At 67.2% G+C, this 19,197-nt stretch carries 14 protein-coding genes; 4 read left to right on the top strand and 10 right to left on the bottom strand.

Annotated elements, in window-relative coordinates; genetic code table 11:
• Nucleotides 1–6: 6 nt before the first annotated feature.
• Nucleotides 7–1,956, bottom strand: a complete 1,950-nt coding sequence (locus tag AACH06_RS17750) for an NAD(P)-binding protein (protein WP_341427084.1) — start codon at nucleotides 1,954–1,956, stop codon at nucleotides 7–9.
• Nucleotides 1,957–2,063: 107 nt separating this feature from the next.
• On the opposite strand from AACH06_RS17750, the gene AACH06_RS17745 reads away from it, so the two are divergent.
• A complete protein-coding gene (locus AACH06_RS17745; protein ID WP_341427083.1) occupies nucleotides 2,064–3,506 on the top strand; it encodes a hypothetical protein in 1,443 nt (480 codons plus the stop codon).
• Here AACH06_RS17745 and AACH06_RS17740 read toward each other — a convergent pair.
• A complete protein-coding gene (locus AACH06_RS17740) occupies nucleotides 3,484–4,920 on the bottom strand; it encodes a cytochrome P450 (RefSeq protein WP_341427082.1) in 1,437 nt (478 codons plus the stop codon). The genes AACH06_RS17745 and AACH06_RS17740 overlap by 23 nt on opposite strands.
• A 115-nt stretch (nucleotides 4,921–5,035) precedes the next feature.
• On the bottom strand, nucleotides 5,036–6,829 hold the full coding sequence (locus AACH06_RS17735; RefSeq protein ID WP_341427081.1) for a glutamine--tRNA ligase/YqeY domain fusion protein: 1,794 nt from the start codon (nucleotides 6,827–6,829) through the stop codon (nucleotides 5,036–5,038).
• Between the two features lie 211 nt (nucleotides 6,830–7,040).
• Here AACH06_RS17735 and AACH06_RS17730 point away from each other — a divergent pair, with 211 nt between their 5' ends.
• The 3 genes from AACH06_RS17730 (at nucleotide 7,041) to AACH06_RS17720 (ending at nucleotide 10,115) form a co-directional block, all read left to right on the top strand.
• A complete protein-coding gene (locus AACH06_RS17730; protein ID WP_341427080.1) occupies nucleotides 7,041–7,457 on the top strand; it encodes a hypothetical protein in 417 nt (138 codons plus the stop codon).
• 262 nt (nucleotides 7,458–7,719) lie between these two features.
• Complete coding sequence (locus tag AACH06_RS17725; protein ID WP_341427079.1) at nucleotides 7,720–9,270, top strand: methyl-accepting chemotaxis protein; 1,551 nt, start codon at nucleotides 7,720–7,722, stop codon at nucleotides 9,268–9,270.
• A gap of 248 nt (nucleotides 9,271–9,518) precedes the next feature.
• A complete protein-coding gene (locus tag AACH06_RS17720; protein WP_341427078.1) occupies nucleotides 9,519–10,115 on the top strand; it encodes a chalcone isomerase family protein in 597 nt (198 codons plus the stop codon).
• 54 nt (nucleotides 10,116–10,169) lie between these two features.
• Here the strand turns inward: AACH06_RS17720 and AACH06_RS17715 are convergent, their stop codons facing one another.
• The 7 genes from AACH06_RS17715 to AACH06_RS17685 form a co-directional block, all read right to left on the bottom strand.
• The gene (locus AACH06_RS17715; RefSeq protein WP_341427077.1) at nucleotides 10,170–10,472 is read right to left on the bottom strand and encodes a 2TM domain-containing protein; all 303 of its coding nucleotides are present in this window, start codon (nucleotides 10,470–10,472) and stop codon (nucleotides 10,170–10,172) included.
• 172 nt (nucleotides 10,473–10,644) lie between these two features.
• Nucleotides 10,645–11,523, bottom strand: a complete 879-nt coding sequence (locus AACH06_RS17710) for a LytR/AlgR family response regulator transcription factor (RefSeq protein ID WP_341427076.1) — start codon at nucleotides 11,521–11,523, stop codon at nucleotides 10,645–10,647.
• A complete protein-coding gene (locus AACH06_RS17705; protein ID WP_341427075.1) occupies nucleotides 11,520–12,689 on the bottom strand; it encodes a sensor histidine kinase in 1,170 nt (389 codons plus the stop codon). Before AACH06_RS17705 ends, AACH06_RS17710 begins: the two co-directional genes overlap by 4 nt.
• Before the next feature lie 165 nt (nucleotides 12,690–12,854).
• On the bottom strand, nucleotides 12,855–14,441 hold the full coding sequence (locus AACH06_RS17700; protein ID WP_341427074.1) for a helicase HerA-like C-terminal domain-containing protein: 1,587 nt from the start codon (nucleotides 14,439–14,441) through the stop codon (nucleotides 12,855–12,857).
• An 877-nt stretch (nucleotides 14,442–15,318) separates the two neighbouring features.
• Nucleotides 15,319–15,870, bottom strand: coding sequence for a hypothetical protein (locus AACH06_RS17695; RefSeq protein WP_341427073.1), 552 nt, complete (start codon nucleotides 15,868–15,870; stop codon nucleotides 15,319–15,321).
• A gap of 418 nt (nucleotides 15,871–16,288) precedes the next feature.
• Nucleotides 16,289–16,795 carry a hypothetical protein gene (locus AACH06_RS17690; RefSeq protein WP_341427072.1) on the bottom strand — a complete coding sequence of 169 codons (507 nt, stop codon included), beginning with the start codon at nucleotides 16,793–16,795 and terminating at the stop codon, nucleotides 16,289–16,291.
• A gap of 171 nt (nucleotides 16,796–16,966) precedes the next feature.
• A complete protein-coding gene (locus tag AACH06_RS17685) occupies nucleotides 16,967–19,057 on the bottom strand; it encodes an AfsR/SARP family transcriptional regulator (protein WP_341427071.1) in 2,091 nt (696 codons plus the stop codon).
• Between the last annotated feature and the right edge of the window lie 140 nt (nucleotides 19,058–19,197).

Below are 19,197 nucleotides of genomic sequence, written 5' to 3'. Positions count from 1 at the left end.
TGAACTTCACGTCAGTCCAATTTGTTGAGGATCAGGGCCGGGAATGCGATGCCACGCGGGGAGTCGGGCAGCAGGCATCAACTCCTGGACCGCTCGCGTGGCTTGGTCGATCGCGCTGTGGGCGTAGGCGTAGGCGCCGGCGTCGGCATTGGCGATCGCGACGCGGCCCCACCCTTGTCGGGCCCGTTCACAGGGCAGCGGGCCCTGGGGCCAGTAACGGTCCCAGGGCCGCATGTATTCATAGGCGTAGCCATGCGCCCACCGGTTGATGGTGATGGCCTCGATGTCGCGCGCATCTTCGAAGCCGAACGGCCCCAGCGCGGCGTTCAGCAGCGTCCGCACTTGGCCCTCCAAGTGGGCGTAGTCCCAGCCCATCAGCATGGCGCGACCCTGCGAGGCCTGAACGCGGGCCGGCGCCTGGTTGCCTGGCACCACCACCTTGCTCAAGTGCAGCAGCACGGGCTCGTCAGGCGACTGTGCATACCTTTGGCTGCCCATGCTCACCGGGAAGTCCAGCGAGGCTTCACCCCAGAATCCGTCGACGACACCGAAGCCGCGCAGGCCGGCGCGCTGCCAGGCCCGCCAGTTGTTCAAGAGCACGGTGCCGTAGAGCAGAGGCGTTTTCACCTGATCGTTCAGGGCCTCGACCTGGGCGCGTGGCAGCTCGTCGGTCAGTCGGGCGATCACGCGATGCCAGCAGGCCAACAGCACCTGCCGTGCACGGACGATGCGCAGGCGGCCCGCGGGATCGACGTACCGCAGCTCCACGAACTCCGCCTGGGAAGGTGGCCCGAGGTGCCGAAGCCCCACCACTGTGGCGCCCAGACGAATGCGAACGGCCGCATCAGCCGCGTCGAGCCGGGAACGATCCAGCGTTGCATCCACCAGCGCGTCCATGCCGCTGCCCGGCAGGGCTGAAGGGATCAACGACCTCACCAGCGCGCGCGCGACGCCGGCGTTGCCATCGGGGAAGTGATAGATGTATTCGTCCTGGCTGGCCATCAGTTGTCGGCCGCTGGGCGACATGCGGCGGTCGGGGCCTTCGCCGAGCGCCAGGCCCTGAAACCCGGGCAGGCCCGCGGCCCAGGCATCCAGCGCCGTGGTCGCATCAATGCCGACACCGAAGTAGCCCTGTGTCTCGCTTTGGAAGTAGCGCACCACGGTGGCGTCTGCACGCCAAGCCTTCAACAGGAAATCTCGGTAGGTCATCGACGACAGGGCGCTTCGAACCGCCTGCGCCGTCTTCAGCCCGGGCAGCACCTGGCGAGGCTCGTCGAACAACGCCGCCAATTGAGACTGCGCCGCGGCCGGCAACGGTGTGCGCGCCAACCATGCGGCGCTGGCATCGTCTTTGCCGTGGCGAACCAGGCGGTCTTCGCCCCAGGCCTCGCGCCCGAAAAACAAGCCGGACTGTGTCAGGCCGTGCCTTGCTGCCCAACCTTTGTCGAAGAACTCCGTCTTGAAGCGTGTCAGCTCGATGCCGAGATCGCTCAGCAGTTGCTTGGCCGCCGGCGAGAACAGGCTCGGTGAATCCAGCGACTGCGAGCCGCCATAGCCAATCAGCCGAACGCCGGATCGCGAAACGAATTCGTTGCGCCGGGCATGGCCGCCGATGTCATCGAGTGCATCCAGCACCAGGATGCGGACCGGCCGCCCGGCGTGCTGCTGGAACAGGTGGGCGCCTGTCAGCCCGCTGATGCCAGCGCCCACCACCACGAGGTCTTCGATGTCGGGGTCGACCTCGGCGGCTTCCCGCTGCCAGCGGCCTGGATCGTCGCGCCAGGCATGCGCTACGGCGTTGACCTGATCCGTCTGGCCCTGCAGGCCAGTGCGCAGCGCGATCGGATCCCCCGAGGTGCCGGAGCCGTTCTCGGGTTCGGCCATTGACAGCGTGGGCGGCACCGCCAATGCCACGCCGTTGAGGAAGTCGCGGCGCGTGATCTGGGGCCAGGGCATGTTCGGCGGCGTGTCGCCATCACGAGGTCGCTGTGGCGACTACGGATGGAGCAGGGTAGAAGCAGCCCCGATCATGGCATGGCCACTTCGCATGGCAGGAGACTCGAATGCCCGGATTGAAACTGCATCAGCCACCCGCCGGCCCCCGCGGGGCTTCGCTGTCAGGGTTGGCACTGTGGGCTGCGATCGCCGTGGCGGGGTGCTCTTCGCCACTTGCGCCGCCTGCTCCACCTTCGCCGCCCGCCGCCGAAGCGGCGGCCGTCGCGTCGCGCGTCTGGCCTGCTGAAGCACCGCCGCTGCCCATGGATTGCCCCGCCGGCCTGCCCGAGGGCACGCGCTGCCTCGGTGGGCGCGACAGTGCCGGCGCGTTCTATCGCATCGCCATTCCGGCCGGCTGGCAGGGTGACCTCGTCGTGCATGCCCATGGAGGGCCGTCGCTCGGTGACCCCAAGCCCGAGCGAGTCGCCGAAGACCTTCAACGCTGGGCCATCATGGTGAGGGCGGGGTATGCGTGGGCGGGATCCACCTTTCACCAAGGCGGCGTGGCGGTCATGTCGGCGGCTGAAGATACCGAACGTGTGCGCCGTATCTTTGTCCAGCATGTGCAGGTGCCGCGCCACACGGTGTTGCACGGGCAATCGTGGGGGGCGAGCGTGGCCGCGCGCACCGCGGAGTTGTTTGGCCGGGTCGTGCCGGGACAGCGGCCGGCCTACGATGCGGTGCTGCTGACCAGCGGGGTGCTGGGCGGCGGTTCACGCTCGTACGACTTCCGCCTCGATCTGCGCGTGGTGTACCAAGCGCTGTGCCGCAATCATCCGCAACCGGGCGAGCCCGACTACCCTCTGTGGCAGGGCCTGCCCGAGGGCGCGGGCCTCACCCGCGCCGAACTGACCAATCGGGTGAATGACTGCCTGGGGCTGGACAAGCCCGTGGCGCAACGCAGCCCCGAGCAGCGGCAAAAGGTGCAGACGATCACCCGGGTCATCCGCATCCCCGAGTCCTCGATCGTGTCGCACCTGGCGTGGGCCACCTGGCACTTTCAAGACATCGTGCAGCGGCGCACCGGTGGCGCTTCGCCGTTCGGCAACCTCGGTGCGGTGTACGGCGGGACGCCGGAAGATGCGTGGCTCAATGCGCAGGTGGCGCGTTATGCGGCCGACCCGGTGGCGGCCCGGCGCTTCAGCGAGGACACCGACCCCACCGGCTTGATCGATCTTCCGGTGCTCACGGTGCACGGCATTGACGACGCCACCGCCTTTGTCGAGCTCGACCACGAATTTGCCCGCACCATGCAGCGCGCAGGCCGCGGCGATCACCTGGTTCAGACATTCACCCGAGACAGCGAGCACAGCTACCTGAGTGATCCGGTCTACCCCGCCTTGATGCAGGCGCTGCTGCGCTGGGCCGTGCAGGGCGACAAGCCGACGCCCGAGCGCATCGCGGCCGATTGCCAGGCGATGCAGGCGCGCTTCGGCAGTGGGTGCCGCTTCGAGCCTGGCTACCGCCCCGCACCGCTCGCGACGCGGATCACGCCACGCCAGCGTTCCTGAAGCTCGGGCGCCTCGCGAGCAGCAACTGCACGCCATGGCGCGGCCGCAGCGTCACATTCATCACCGGTTCACAGGGGCCCGCGCCGTCGGGCAATGAGACGGTGTAGCGCTGCAGCAGCATGGCCGAGACGTTGGTCATCTCCAGCATCGCGTAGTGCTGGCCGATGCAGACCCGCGGGCCGGCGCCAAAGGGCATCCAGGCGCCACGCGGCGGCGGTGTGGCGCCCGGCATGAAACGCTCGGGCCGGAACGCCTCGGGCTGCTCATAGACGCGAGGGTCACGCTGAATCACCCACGGGGTGATGCGCAGCAGGGCGCCACGGGGGATGGGCCATCCCCCCAAGGTCATCTCGCGGGTGGTGCGGCGGGTCATGACCGCTGCGACCGGCGGATACAGGCGCATCGCCTCCTTCAGCGTCGCCGTCAACCAGGGCAGGGCCGGCAGATCCTGGGCGGACGGGTCGCGTTCGCCGAGCACCTCATCCACCTCCTCGCATGCACGTCGCGCAGCGTCGGGGTGTTCGGCCATCAGGCGGCTCCACCACAGCAGCGCCGTCGCGGAGGTCTCGTGGCCCGCCTGAAAGCTGACCATGCATTGGTCGAAGATTTCGGTGGCGGACAAGGCCTCGCCGGTCGTCTCGTCTCGCAGGGCCATCAAGTGGGCCAGCAGATCGTCGCTGGGCATATTCGTTGACGGGTCGCCCCGCCGGGACTCGATGTGGCGCGATACCAAGCTGCGCAGGGCCTTCATGGCATGGCGCTTGGCCGCCTTGCCGGGCAGGGGCAGCCAATTGGGCGGCGTGAAAGGCCAGTACATCTCACGCATGGCCATTTCAGACAGCACCTGGGTGGCCTCGGCGGCATCGCGGGCGTCGTTCGAGGCGCGGCTGGAAAACAGTGTGCGCATGATCACGTCCATCGCCACCCGGGTCCACAGCGCGTCCATGCCCACTGTGGCCTGGGCTTGACCCGCAGGCACGGCGGCCTCGAGCGCATCGGCCGCGGCTGCGCGCATGAGTTCGGCGTAACCGGCCACCCGCTTTGGAGAGAAGGCTGGCTGCAGCATGCGCCGTTGGCGTTGCCACAGCGCCCCCTCGGTGACCAGCACGCTCTGGCCGAACACCTCCTCGAACACCTCGATGCCCCGTTGCCAGCGGATCAGCCCGTCGGCGTTGTCCACCAAGGCCTCGCGCACCAGCTCCGGAGTGAAAAGGTCGTAGGTTCGCTCCGGCCCCAGGCGCATGTGCACCATGTCGCCGTATTGCCGATGCAGGCCGGACGTGAAGCCGAGGTAGTCCGCCCGCATCGAGCGCATCAGCGGCAGGCCCCACCAGCGGCGCGGCGGCCCGGGGGGCTGGGTCGGGGTGGAACGAGGTGAGTCGGCTGGGCGTTGCGCGGTGGTGGCGTTGTTCATGGTCGCCAGTCTGTCGCCGTCCACCGCGCTCGTCTTGAACGATTCCGACATGGCCGCGGCCGATGCCCTCACCAAAGAACAAGAGGCGCGGGAGGCGCCTCTTGGGGTCATGTCGTCACTTCGACCAGCCGTCTTTCAGGCCCGTGATCCGGTTGATCACCGGCTGGTTGGCGCGGTGATCCATCCGATCGGTGATGAAGTAGCCGTGGCGTTCAAACTGCACTCGGGTCTCGGCGGGCACGTCGGCCAGCGATGGCTCGATGTAGCCCTGCACCACCCGCTTGCTGTTCGGGTTGAGCACGCTGAGATAGTCGCGGCCGCCGGCGTCGGGCTGGGGCTCGGTGAAGAGGCGATCGAACAAGCGCAACTCGGTCGCCACGGCCTCGTGTGCCGCCACCCAGGTGATCACGCCCTTGACCTTGATGGCGTCCGCGCCCGGGGTGCCGCTCTTAGTGTCGGGCACCACCGTGGCCGTGACGGCCGTGATCTGCCCGCTGGCATCTTTCTCGCAGCCCGTGCATTCCACGACGACGCCGTACTTCAAGCGCACCTTGTTGCCCGGGAAGAGACGGAAGAAGCCCTTGGCCGGCACTTCAGCGAAGTCGTCGCGCTCGATCCAGAGGGTCGGGCCCAGGCTGAATTGGCGCACGCCGCGCTCCGGGTGGTGCGGGTGAACCGGGGCCTGGCAGGGCTCGCGGTGGTCGGCCGAGCCGAACACATCCTTCCAGTTCGTGAGCTTGAGCGGCAGCGGGTCGATCACCGCCATGGCACGCGGCACCTGCGGGTCGAGGTCGTCGCGCTGGGCGATGTCCAGCACCGAATAGTCGAGCCAGATGTTGGTCTTGCTGGCGCCGGAATCGTCGGCCATCTTGCGGATGGCAGATGGCGTGTAACCGCGGCGGCGCATGCCCGCGAGCGTGGGCATGCGGGGGTCGTCCCAACCGGACACGTGGCCCTCGTCCACCAACTGCTTCAGCTTGCGCTTGCTGGTGATCACGTAGCTCAGGTTCAGTCGCCCGAACTCGTACTGCTTGGGCAGGGGGTGCGACAGCAAGCCGCCTTCGGCCAGACGCTCCAGCAGCCAGTCGTAGAACGGGCGCTGGTCTTCGAACTCGAGCGTGCAGATCGAGTGGGTGATGCGCTCCAGCGCGTCCTCGATCGGATGGGCGTAGGTGTACATCGGGTAGATGCACCACTTGTCGCCGGTGTTGTGGTGGGTGGCCCGGCGGATGCGGTAGATGGCCGGGTCGCGCAGGTTGATGTTTGGCGACGCCATGTCGATCTTGGCACGCAGCACCATCGAGCCATCGGCGTGCACACCATCACGCATCTCGCGAAAGCGCGCCAGGTTCTCAGACGGCGTGCGGGCGCGGTACGGGCTGTCCTTGCCGGGCGTGTTGAAGTCGCCACGGTTGGCGCGCATCTCATCGGCGCTCTGTTCGTCCACATAGGCAAGCCCGCGCTCGATCAGGTGTTCGGCGGCGCGGTACATGAAGTCGAAGTAGTCGCTGGCGAAGTACAGGTGGCTGGTGCCGAAGGCGTTCCAGTCCCAACCCAGCCACTTCACCATTTCTTCGATCGCGTCGACGTACTCCTGGTCTTCCTTCTCGGGGTTGGTGTCGTCGAAGCGCAGGTGGCACACGCCACCGAAATCGCGGGCGAGACCGAAGTTCAGGCAGATGCTCTTGGCGTGGCCCACATGCAGGTAGCCGTTGGGTTCAGGGGGGAAGCGCAAGCGCACCCGAGCCGGATCCGTTGGGCCCGCCGCATGGTGTGCCGCATCGCCCGGGGTGCCGCCGTAGGGTCGCTGGTCGTAGGTGCCCGCCGCCACGTCGCGCTCGATGATCGTGCGCAGGAAGTTGCTTGGCTTGGCTGCCTCGGGGGCAGAGTGGGGCTTGGCGTCGCTCATGAAGCGGTGTGGTTCGCAGAGGAAATAGGTGGTTTGATTGTAGGCGGCACCCCGTCGCGCTGGCCGTGGAGGCAGGGGCAGCTGGCCAGCGTCGCCGTGGCACGGCGTGGGGTTACAACTTGCCACCAGTGCACCGTCAACGGCGCGACGCCGCGGCCCGTTGGACGCTCACAGGTCGCGAATGCCGGCCGCCATCCGAGAGGAGCCCCGAATGTTGACCCGTTTGCTTCGCCTTGCCCCCTTCGCCGCCACGCTGGCCGTGGCCGCTCTCAGTACGCCAGCGCACGCTGGTGTCAGCTGGTCGGTGGGCATCAATGCGCCCATCGCCCCGGGCGTCCAGGTGGGCACCGTCATTGGCAACGGACACGCCCGCTACTACGCTCCGGCCCCCGTGGTGTACGCCCCGCCGCCGGTCTACGTGCCGCCGCCGGTCGTGTATGCGCCGCCGCCGCCCGTCTACGTGGCCCCTCGGCCGGTGTACGTGGCGCCTGTGGTCTACGCGCCGCGGCCGGTGTATTACCGCCCGCCCGTGATCTACCGCCCGGGCCACCCGCCGGTGCAGAACTGGCATCCGGTGCGCCCAGGCCGCGGTGTGTACGGCCCGATGGCTGCGGCGCCAGTTCGCTGATACCGGCGCCGCCTCAGCGGCGGCCTCACTGATTTCGCATCACGCAACGGCCGGTGCCTTCGGGCACCGGCCGTTTTGCCATCAGCGCTCGGCTGGTGCATGAATGCTGCGTGGCAGCGTGCAGAAGGCCCGCGATTGGCCCTCATTTCTGAGCTCAAGATTCCGGCCCGGCTGCCGAAAATGACCGTGAGAGCGCAGGCCCGCCCGATCGCCGGCGGAGCCCTGGCTGGCCCATGGGCCCATTGCACGCACGGAAATGAGAATGTTCGACATCACGCGACTCAAGATCGGCCAACGCTTGGCCATGGGCTTCGGCATCGTCATCGCCGTTTTCGGCGCCATGGCAGCCATGGCCTACATGCGCATCGGCGCCATGAGCGACGAGATCGCCCTGCTGGTGGGCGATCGCTACCAGAAGACGGTCGTCGCCGGGCAGATCAAGTCCGAGCTGAGCGAGGTGTCGCGCAACATGGGCAACATCCTGATCATGACCGAGCCGAGTCAGATCAAGAAGGAGCTCGAGAACATCGACAAGGTGATGAAGGCCAACGATGCGACCTTCGATGCCCTCAAGACGCTGGTCACGGACGAGGCGGGCCAGGAGCACCTGAAAGAGTTGTCGGCGATGCGCGACAAGTTCAAGCCAGTCACCACCGCCTTTTCGCAGCTGATTGCCGAAGACAACAAGGACGATGCGATGGTGAAGTTCATCTTCGCGGTTCGTCCGGCCCAGCTGAAGTACTTCGCCGCACTGGACAAATTCATCAGCTATCAGCACAGCCAGATGGAAGAGGCTCGGACAGCCTCGGCGGCACAGGCCAAGCGGACGGGCCTGCTGATTCTGGGCATGGCGCTCGGTGCGGCGGCCCTGAGCCTCGGGGTGGCTTACTTGTCCACCCACAGCATCACCGTGCCGCTGACGAATGCGGTGAAGATCGCCCAGCGGGTGGCTGCGGGCGACCTGACCACGCGCCTGGAGGTGCGAACGCACGATGAAACCGGCCAGCTGATGGCCGCCTTGGTGGACATGAACGATTGCCTGCAGCGCATCGTCGGAAACGTGCGCCAAGGGACGGAATCGATTGCAGCCGCCTCGGCCGAAATCGCCAGCGGCAACATGGACTTGTCGACGCGCACCGAGCAGCAGGCCGCCTCCTTGCAACAGACGGCGCACTCGATCAAGGACCTGACCAACAACGTGCGTCAAAACGCCGACAACGCCCGCCAGGCGGATGCGCTGGTGCGATCCGCTTCGGAGGTCGCCCGCCAGGGCGGCGATGTGGTGTCGCAGGTGGTGCAGACCATGGGCTCGATCGACGCGTCGTCGAAGAAGATCGGCGACATCATCGGCGTGATCGACGGCATCGCCTTCCAGACCAACATCCTCGCGCTGAACGCGGCCGTGGAAGCAGCCCGTGCCGGCGAGCAGGGCCGCGGCTTCGCGGTGGTGGCCGGCGAGGTGCGATCGCTGGCACAGCGCTCGGCCGGCGCCGCCAAGGAAATCCGGACCCTGATCACCGATTCGGTCGAAAAGGTGGCCCTTGGCAGCAAGCTGGTGGCGCAGGCCGGTACGACGATGGACGAGGTCGTGGCCAGCGTGCGGCGAGTCAACGACATCATGAGCGAGATCAGCACGGCAAGCCAGGAGCAAAGCGAAGGCATCGAGCAGGTCAGCCGAACCATCGATCAGATGGACAGCTCCACGCAGCAAAACGCGGCGTTGGTCGAGCAGGCGGCGGCGGCGGCCGAATCGCTGCGCAGCCAATCCCAAAACCTCGAGCAGACGGTGAGCCTGTTCAAGCTCGAGGCTTGACCCGGGCCGCCGCCGCGTGGACGCTGCCTCTGGGTTGTGGATGTCGCCACATCCTTCGCATCCGGCGGTGCCCAGCTGCCGGGCGCGACAACCGAAGACCGTGGCGCCGCGTTGTCATGCCGGGTTTGCGGTGTGGCACGCCATCACCTGTTTCCCTGCCTTGACAGGCAGACCACCGCTGTGACCTGATACGAGGCAGGCCGAACCAGGCCCTGTTCTCACTTTCTCATTCCTAGTCTGGAGTCCGCATGAAACTGAGTTCCGCGATCCCCCGCCTGATGGGCGGACTGCTGTGCGCCATGGCGCTGGCGTTGCCGGCTGCTGCGGTCGAGGTCGAAGGGGTCAAGTTGGATGAAACCGCCAAGGTGGCGGGCAAGGATCTGAAGCTCAATGGGGCCGGCGTTCGTACCCGCGCCATCTTCAAGGTCTATGTGATGGGCCTGTACCTGCCCGAGAAGAAGAAGACCCCGGCCGAGGTGTTGGCGGTCGACGGGCCGCGCCGCTTCACGCTCGTGATGCTGCGCGATGTCAGCGGCGAGGACTTCGGCGAAGCCTTCATGAGCGGCATCAACAAGAACACCGACAAGGCCGAGAAGAGCAAGCTGGTCAGTCAGATGGCCAAGTTCGGCGAGATCTTCACCACCCAGGGCAGCCTGAAGAAGGGTGACACGCTGATCACCGACTGGGTGCCCGGCACCGGCACGGTCATGACCCTGAACGGCAAGTCGGTCTCCGAGCCGCTCCCCGATCTGGCCTTCTACAACGCCTTGCTCAAGATCTGGCTGGGCGACAAGCCGGCCGACACCACCCTCAAGCCGCTTCTGTTGGGCGAAAAAGCGTCCTGAGCCCGGATCGCGTGGGGCTGCGCTTCCCGCGGGCAGCCCGTACTTTCGCGTCGATCAACTGCGCTCGCGCAGGCGTGCGATTTCGGCGCCGAGCAGCCGTTCGTGCGTACCTTCGCCGAGCAGGCGGATGAGGGTCACCGCGCCGTGGATGACGAGGCCGATGCCCCACCCCCACAGCGGCATGTGGATCCAGCCCCGCACGCCAAGCATTTCGGTCATGAGGAACATGCCGAAGTTCACCGCCGTGAAGACGACCAGGTGAACCAGGAATCCGAGCTTGACGGCCACCCGGTCGCGGGCACGGCGCACGATCGGGTCATCGGACAGCTGGGTGGCGGTGCAGGTGCAAGTGCTCATGGCAGTCGAGTCGTGGGTGTTGAAAGACGACTGCATGGTCGGGCATCCAGGGCTGCCGGACGAGCGCTTTGCGACGCCCGGTCACTGGCGTTCGTGAGAGGTCGGCACGTGGCGCCAATGGATACCGGCGGCAGGCGAACCGTGGGGCGCCGGGCCCGCGGTCCACGCTCGTTCACATGCCCTTGAATCGAGGCGCGTAGATGCGGCTGACGTTCAGCCGCTCGGGCCGCTGACGCAGCACCAGCTGGACGCGCCCCGCTTCGTCGCGAAGTGCCTGGTCAATCTCGCGGGCCTGCACGACCGTGCCGCGGTGCACCTGCCAGAACCTCTGCGGATCCAGTTGCGGCAGCAACTCGCGCAGCGATGTACGGATCAGGTATTCACGCGTGGCCGAGATGACGCGGATGTATTTGTCCGCGGCTTCGAAGTAGATGACGTCTTCGATCGGCACCATGTGCACGGTCGAGCCGATGGAGGCTTGCACCACACTCAACCACTGCGGTGCGCTGCCCGCACTGGGTGGCGCGCCCAGCAACTGACGCAATTGGCTCAGCAGGTGCTCACCATCGGGGCCGGCCGTGCCGCCCCCCGACCCGGTGTGGAGCGAAGACACGGGCTGGCCGGCCGCAGGGCGCCGCCGCGCGACAAGCCCCCTGAGACGCTGGCAGGACGCAACCAGGCGCGCCGACTGCACTGGCTTGAGGAGGTAGTCGACGGCCGTGGCTTCAAACGCCTGCAAGGCATATTGATCGTAGGCCGTGATGAACACGACCAGCGGCAGCAACCGATCCGCCGGCCAATCCTCCACGATCGCCTGGGCCGCTTCGAGGCCACTGCGCCCGGGCATGCGGATGTCCAGAAACAGCAACTCGGGGAGGTGCTGCAGCGCCAGCTCGACGGCGGCGTCACCGTCAGGGGCGTGGGCCACCACCTGCAGACCTGGCCAGGCGCGCCGCAACTCGGCCTGCAAGGCGTGGGCCAGCAGGGGCTCGTCCTCGGCGATGAGTGCGGTGGCGGCCAGGCCGGGGTCGTCAACAGAGGCGTCGCTCATGGTGTCTGAGGTTCCTGGGTGGAGGGGATGGAGGCCAAGGGCCACCGCAGTGTGACGACAGTGCCGCCGGCCGTGCCCGATCCGGGCGCCATCTGCAATGAGGCTCGTTCGCCGTAGAGCGTGGCCAGCCGTTCCCGCACCTGAACAAGTCCGAAACCCGAGCCGGCGGGCGCTGCGCTGTCCGGGCCGGACCGGGCTGGCTGGAGGCCCACACCCGTGTCCGACACGCGCAGCACCAGGTCGGCAGCCTCCACGCGGGCCTCGACCCTTATCAACCCAGGACCACGTCGCGGCTCCAGACCGTGCTTGATGGCGTTTTCCACCAGGGGCTGCAGCAGCAGCGGAGGGACCGGGTTGGCGGCCAAGCTGGGCGGCAAGTCGAGTTCCACCTGCAAGCGGTCCCCCATGCGGATCTGCATCAGCGCGAGGTAGTCCGCGAGCCGAGAAAACTCCGCCGACAAAGGATGCATCGAGGTACGGCTGGCGCCCAAGGTGGCGCGCAGGAAGTCGATCAGCCGGTCGAGCATGGCTTGGGCGCGCTCGGGGTCGATCGAGATCAGCGCCCGAAGGTTGGCCAGCGTGTTGAACAGCATGTGCGGCTCGAGCTGTGATTCAAGCAGCTTCAGCTTGGTCTCCGCGGCCTGGCGCTGCGCGGCCTCGGCCTGCGCCTTGGCGGTTTGCAATTGCCCGCGGGAGTGGAAGTAGAAGGTGGCGCCCACCCCTGGAATCAGCGAGATCAACAGCATTCCCACGCCCATGTCTTGGCCGCCGCTGAACAGCTGAGATCCCTTCGCGCCAGTCATCCAGCCGGCAAGCTCGGCCCCGCCGGTGAAGCCCACGGTGGTGCCCAGCACCAGGCAAACCGACATCCAGCCCCAGCCGGGCCAATCCGACTGTGAGGCCAGGCTGGGTTCGGTGTCATGGCGGTAGACCCAAGCCGAGGCCAGGTGACGCAACACATCGATCGATACGCTGCAGCCCATGGCAATGCACCAAGAAAAGACCCAGGTGCGCCATGACGACCTCGGAAACAGCAGCACCAGCACCAACGCCACGGCGCTGCCGAGCACCAAGGCGTACGCAACGTGGCGCAGCATTCGGCGCGGCCAGGGGTGGGGCCATGGCGTGCCCATGGGCAGGCCGGAGGTGGGTCGTTGTTCAGCCATCGCGTTCATTGTCCGCCCGGCACCGCGCGGCGCCAGCCGCCTGCGACGACCGGTGGACAGAGGGCGCCAACCGCGCGCACCTTGGCGTGAACCACCGTGGGGATGGCGTCACGACCTGCTCCGCGCAGTGGGGCAGTATGCGAGCCGCCGAACGGCGGCGAACGGTCAGCGCCGTCGACGTGAGCCGCCGCCCAGGATGGAGCCCAGCACCCCGCGCACGATCTCGCGGCCCACGGCCGAACCCACCGAGCGCATCGCGCTGCGCGCAGCCGATTCGGCCAGGCCTTCACGCCGGCCGCCGCGAGGGCCGGTGCTGCCGAACAGCACATCGCTGAGCCCGCCCCACAGGCCGCCGCCCGCCGCGCTGGTTTCGGCAGCAGGCGCGCCTTCCGGGGCTCGGCGGGTGGCGCGATCTGCTTCGTCGGCCATGGACTGCGCCGTGTCGGCACTGGCCACCGCCCGTCCCTTGAGCTTCTCGTAGGCCGATTCTCGGTCGATGGCCTTTTCGTAGACGCCGGCCACCAGCGAATCTTGCAGCAAGGCTTGCCGCTGCGCCGGTGTGACCGGGCCGATCTGGCCGCCCGGCGGAACCACGAAGACGCGCTGGGTGATGCTCGGCCGCCCCTTGTCGTCCAGGAAGCTGACCAAGGCTTCGCCGACAGCCAACTCGCCGATGGCCGCGGCGACATCCAGCGCGGGGTTGGCGCGCATCGTTTCGGCGGCCGTCCGCACGGCCTTCTGGTCGCGCGGGGTGAATGCCCGCAAGGCATGCTGCACGCGGTTGCCCAACTGGCCAAGCACCGTGTCGGGCACGTCCAGCGGGTTCTGGGTCACGAAGTAGACGCCCACGCCCTTGCTGCGCACGAGGCGGACGACGAGTTCGATGCGCTCGACCAGGGCGGCCGGGGCATCCTTGAACAGCAGGTGCGCCTCGTCGAAGAAGAAGACGAGCTTGGGCTTTTCGACATCGCCCACCTCGGGCAGCGTCTCGAACAGCTCGGACAGCATCCACAGCAAGAACGTGGCGTAAAGCCGCGGCGCATTCATCAACTTGTCGGCCGCGAGGATGTTGATCACCCCCATCGGCGTCGAAACGCCCCCGTGGGCCACTTCGACGGTCTGCATGAAGTCGCCGATGTTGAGCATCGGCTCGCCAAAGAACTGGTCGCCCCCTTGCTCTTCGATCTGCAGCAGCCCCCGCTGGATGGCGCCAATGCTGGCGGCGCTGACATTGCCGTACTCGGTGGTGTACTGGCTCGCGTTCTCGCCGACGTGCTGCAGCATGGCGCGCAGGTCTTTCAGGTCGAGCAGGGCCAGGCCGTGGTCGTCGGCGATCTTGAAGACCAGGTTCAGCACGCCGCTCTGGGTTTCGTTCAGCGCCAGCATGCGGGCCAGCAGCAAGGGCCCCATGTCTGAAATCGTGGCGCGGACGGGATGCCCCATCTCGCCAAACACGTCCCACAAGGTGGCGGGGCAGGCGAGCGGAGTGGGTGGTTCGAGACCGCGCTCTTGCAGCACCGTGGCCAGCTTGTCGCTGATGCGGCCGGCTTGGGTGATGCCCGTCAGGTCACCCTTCACGTCGGCCATGAAGACCGGCACGCCGATCTTCGAGAAACCTTCGGCCAGTGTCTGCAGCGTGATGGTCTTGCCGGTGCCGGTGGCGCCGGTGATCAGCCCATGGCGATTCGCCAGGCTGGGCAGCAGGTGACATTCGGTGTCGCCATGCTTGGCGACGAGAAGGGGATCGGCCATGGAAGGACTACCAAAAAAACTGGGGTGGCAAGGCCACCCCAGTCTAGCGGAGTCGACTGGCCGCGTTTACTTTGCTGTGTTCCCGGGGCTGGCCTCGCCCGCTGCAGCGTTGCTGCGGCTGGCGCGAGCCTTGGTGCACGAGGCTGGCACGCGGGTGCCCGTTTGCGGCTCGCAGTCCCGAGGAGCCGATATGTCCGAACTGGCGACTTCGGTGGTCGATGTGGGCGCCGCACAGGCGCCAAGAAGACCGCTCAGGCCAGCCACCAAGGCCAAAGCCAGAGCGCCGCGTCGATGACGCATGGGAACCTCCACAAGAGTTGGTTTGGTATCGCGGTGCATTCTGTTGGCCCGAGGGCCGTGCACCGAAACATGGTAACGGGTTACGTCACAGACAGTTGCCGAACGAAGTATCAAGCTTCATCAGCAAAAGAAAAGGCGGCGGTGAGATGCACCGCCGCCTGATCGTTGCAATTGATGCGAGGTCGCGCTTACTTTCCGCCTTCCATGGGGCTGTGGCGCTGCATTTCTCGGATCGCCGCCGTGTTGCTCGTCGATTTGACGAGGTTGGAGCAGGTCTGCGGAATCCGGCTCCCTGTGGAGGTGGCGCACTTCTGACGCGACGGATCAGGAATGTCCGCAGCGGCGACTGGCGCGTCGGGCTCTGGCTGGGGAGCCGGAGTCGCACAACCCGCCAGCACGGCGAGAACACTCAGAAGCAGGGCGGGCACAACGGGCTGTAGGCGCATACGAAACCTCCAATATTTGGCACTCGAGCCCGGATACAGGGGCCGGGCTGATGGAGCTTGATATTAGCGCTCAGCCGTACGACGGAGTCAATCTCGGCCTACCCCGACACGGAACACCAGTCTCCGCACCGTCATGGTGAAACGATGCACGTGGTTGGGGTGATCCAGGTGGCACCCAGTTGCGCGCGTCCCGCCAATGCCGTTTTGCTGAGCACGGCTTCCACGAAGTAGGTTTTTTGAGAGAAGTCGAAGTCGTGGGCGATGCACTTGAAGGTCGACTGCGCGCTGCTGCTGGGAGCGACGTCGTTGCTGTCGAGCGCTTCGATCGTGGTCAGAGCGCCTGTGCTTCGGTCGTATGAACGCAGCCGCAGTTGCACGCGACCCGACGCGCCGTTGTCGATGAATCGCATGCCGAAAGCGAAGCTGCTCAGGGCGGGGGGCGGTACGAACAAGCCATCGACTGCGGTCACGTTGTAGCGCAAGGTGGCGCTGCCGGAGGCGAGGCCGAAAGGCACTCGCGCCCAGTTGATGGACTGCTCCACGCTGCCCTGCTCAGCCGGCGTGACGCTGCCGACGGCGCCGATGCTGGTCCAGCTGTGATCGGCTTGTGCGGCCACCTGGCCGCAAGCCAGTGCGGCAGAGAGCAGGACAAACGTCGAAGCGAACGAAAAACGGAAAGACATGATGAACTCCAGTAGGTTTTGAGGATGGACCGTTGCCGTGTGTCGGCCCGGTACCTACTGTTCGGTCGGGCGTCCTACCGATCTCCTTCCGTTCTCGCGCCAGGAGCCATTCGGGTGTGGGAGGCCACACCCCCTAGGGCGTGTTCACACTACGCAGCCCCGTGCGAACGGGTTGTCCAGGGAAGCAGGGCAAGGCGCCCGCCGCCGCCCAGGCTGGTGCCTGGGCAAGGTGGGCAACGCCGCCATGCGCCCTGGACGGCCCGTTCCCGAAGGGTTGCCACCAGAACCAGCCGCCCGCGGCGTTGCAAAGCCTCGCCGGGGTCGCACCCCGGCTTCGTTTTACGCCTTGCGCTCGACCGGTTCTGGTGGCAACGCATCGGGGCTCCGTAGTGTGAACACGCCCTAACCCACGTGGGCGTCAGTTGGTGAGCATCACCATGTGCGCCTCGGCCGGTTGGGTGGGTGCATCGATCTGGATGGTCACGTAGTAGGCATTGCGCTTGAAGTTCAGCGCGGCCGGCAGCGGCACGCTGGTCACCGTGACGATGCTCGACAGACCGCTGCTGACCGTGGCGACCGGGCTGACGGCTCCGCTGCTGCGGCTCTTGGCATAGAGCGTCGCCACCACGCTGCCGCCGCCCGAGTTCGGATCGAGGGCTTGCAGCTTGAGTGACTTCCAGGTCGGTATGGCGGAGGTCAGATCGTCCGGGTTCCAGACCGGACAGAAATAGGCCACCGGGGGGTTGCGTCCGGCTGAGCGTACGTAGCCGCCGGTCAAGCTGGTCAGGCCGAAGTCCAGACTCTGCGGTGAATCCGGCACACAGGTGGGGGCGGCGGTCAGCCAGTCGGCGGTGGCGTGGGCCGCAGGGGTCCAGGTGAGCGAAGACAGAGCCAGGGCAGCAAGGGCAAGGGGGTGATGACGCACGGCGCCTCCTGAAGGTTGATATGGGGGTGACAGCCAATTGAATCGGGTCTTTCGACCTGCCAACAGCTTCGCCGACCCGGTCTTACCGATGCCCTACCGAGGCCCCACCGATATCCCCCTAAGGCCACACATGCGCGAGTCGACCCGATCGGTCCTGAAGGACTGCCGGGCTCATGGCCGCCAGGCAGGCAGCCCCAGTTCGACCGCCAGGCGACGTGTGTCCTCCGACGGGCCGATGCCGGCGGCGACGCCCAGCATGGTGCAGCAGGCCCGCCAGGCCCGCAGTGCCTCGGCGTGCTGGCCCAGCTGCGAGTGCAGGCGCATGAGACGGCGGCTGAGTGATTCGGCCAGCGGCTCGATGTCCAGCGCCCTTTCGTACAGCTGGACCGACGCTGCCGGGTCGAGCGGTTCGATGTGCGAAGCCAGTTGTGCCACGGTGATCACGAAACGCTGCTGGTAGCGTTGGCGGGCCGACTGGACCCACGGCGCGTCCTCGCCGATCAGGAACGGGCCGCGCATCAGGCCCAGCAACGGTTGCCCCCAAGCCCTCAACTGGGCCATCGAGGCCCCATGCGCCGAGCCGATCTGCTGCATCAGGCCATGCAACGCCCCGACATCGCTCCATACCCAGCGCCCGTCCAGCGACAGCTTGCCTCCCTCCAGCCTCACCAGCTGGGCGTCGCCCAACAGGCGGCGCAGACGCAGCAGCGCCACGTCGAAGGCCTTGCGTTGCGCGCCGGGGTCGGTGTCCGGCCACAGCCAGTCCAGCACGGTGGCGACCGGCAGCGGGCTCTCCCCGTGGGCCAAGATCGCCCGCAGCAGGTCGAGCGGCCGTTGCGCGGTCTTGCCGCCGGTGCGGCCAAGCGGGGTCTCGTGGAGCGAGGCTTCGAATTCGCCGAAGGTGCGCAGGGTCAACGACCACGGCCAGTTGTCGGGCGAATGGGTCGGCGCCGGCAGCGCGTGGAGTCGAACGAAGCGCCGGACGAAGCCGGTTTCGATGTCATGGGCCAGCGCCAGGGCGGCCATGTCGGCCACGACCTCCGGTAGCCACCACACCGCGGTGGCCCGAAATCCCCGAGCGGCGGCCGTGCTCCAGGCCTCTTGCAGCGCGGCCAGCGCCTCGGCCTGGCGGTCTTGCCGATGCAGGCAGGCGGCCCGCATCAACAGCGCGGTGAAGACCAGCAATTGGGCATCGATCGGCCGTGCCGCGGCCAGGGCTTGATCCATGGCAGCCGTCGCGTCGCCGTACCGGCCCGCCGCCAGCAACGCTTGGCCCAGGCTCAAGGCGTGGGTCGCCGTGCGGTACGGCCCCCCGATCTCGGCCGAATTGTCGAGGGCGGCGCGCGCCAGCTCGATCGATGATGCGGTGTCACACTGGAGCAACGCCAACCCGGCGCTGAAGTGCCAGTAGTGGGTCTGGTCGGCTTGTGGCCCACGGTCGAGCGTTGGGCGCATCGCTTCGATGTGATCGCGCGCTGCCTTGGCGTCGTGCGCCGCCAGCGCCAGCGACGCCCCATGGGCATGGAGCGCGTATTTGTGCTGGCGCAGGCCGTGTTGGCGAACGATCTGCAGTGCGGCGTCGATGGCCTGCTGGCCGCGTTCAGGTTCGGCGGCATACCGGGCATGGGTGGCCAGCGTTTCCAGCCACACCAAGGCTTCGCCCGGCAACAGGCCGGTCATGTCCAGGCCGGGCAAGGCTTCGACAATGAGGCTCGCACGGCTGAATTCGCCTCGCCAGAGGTGGTACTGGGCGAGGAAGGTGGCCAGCTTCAGGCGGGATGCGCCGGGCTTGAGCTGTCGAACGAGCGCCGATCCGCGTCGGGCCCATGCGGCCAGCAACGGGTGAGTCTGGTCGCGCAGCAGGATGCCCACGCCGCAGGCGAGCACCCGTGCTTCGAGCTCTGGGGACGCCCAGCCTCCCTCGGCGGGAAGGCGCCGCTCGAGTTCAGCGATCCATGCGTCCAAAGGCTCCAGCGAACCTTCGTCGACGTAGTAGCTCTCGATGATGGAGGCCAGGCACAGCATCTCGCCGGGGTGGTCGGCCTGCGAAGTGAAGGCGGCGAAGGCCGCTTCGAGCAGACCACGTGACTCGGCCGCATCAAGACTGCTGTCGATCCGGGTGGCCCAGTAGGTGGTCCAGGGGGAGTCGGCTGCCGAGGCGGTCGTAGCGGCCGGAAGATGCAGCTGCGTCCAGAGTGCGGGTTGCGCCAGAAGGCCGAGGGCCGAGGCCGCCAATTGCTGTTCCGTCAGGGCGAGGGCCATGCACCAAAGCGGCTGAGTGACTGCAAGGGGCGCGAGTGTGCGGGGGGCCTTCCGGCCTGTCAACGCGCCGCCCCGCTAAAATGATCGGTTCCCCGTCGACGACAACGCTGCCTGGGCCATCTCTGATTCTGGCGATGGCG

The organism is Ideonella lacteola, assembly GCF_038066555.1.
GTDB lineage: Bacteria > Pseudomonadota > Gammaproteobacteria > Burkholderiales > Burkholderiaceae_C > Ideonella > Ideonella lacteola.
The sequence above is the reverse complement of the archived record's forward strand: the minus strand, read 5'-3'. Positions and strand labels throughout refer to the sequence as shown.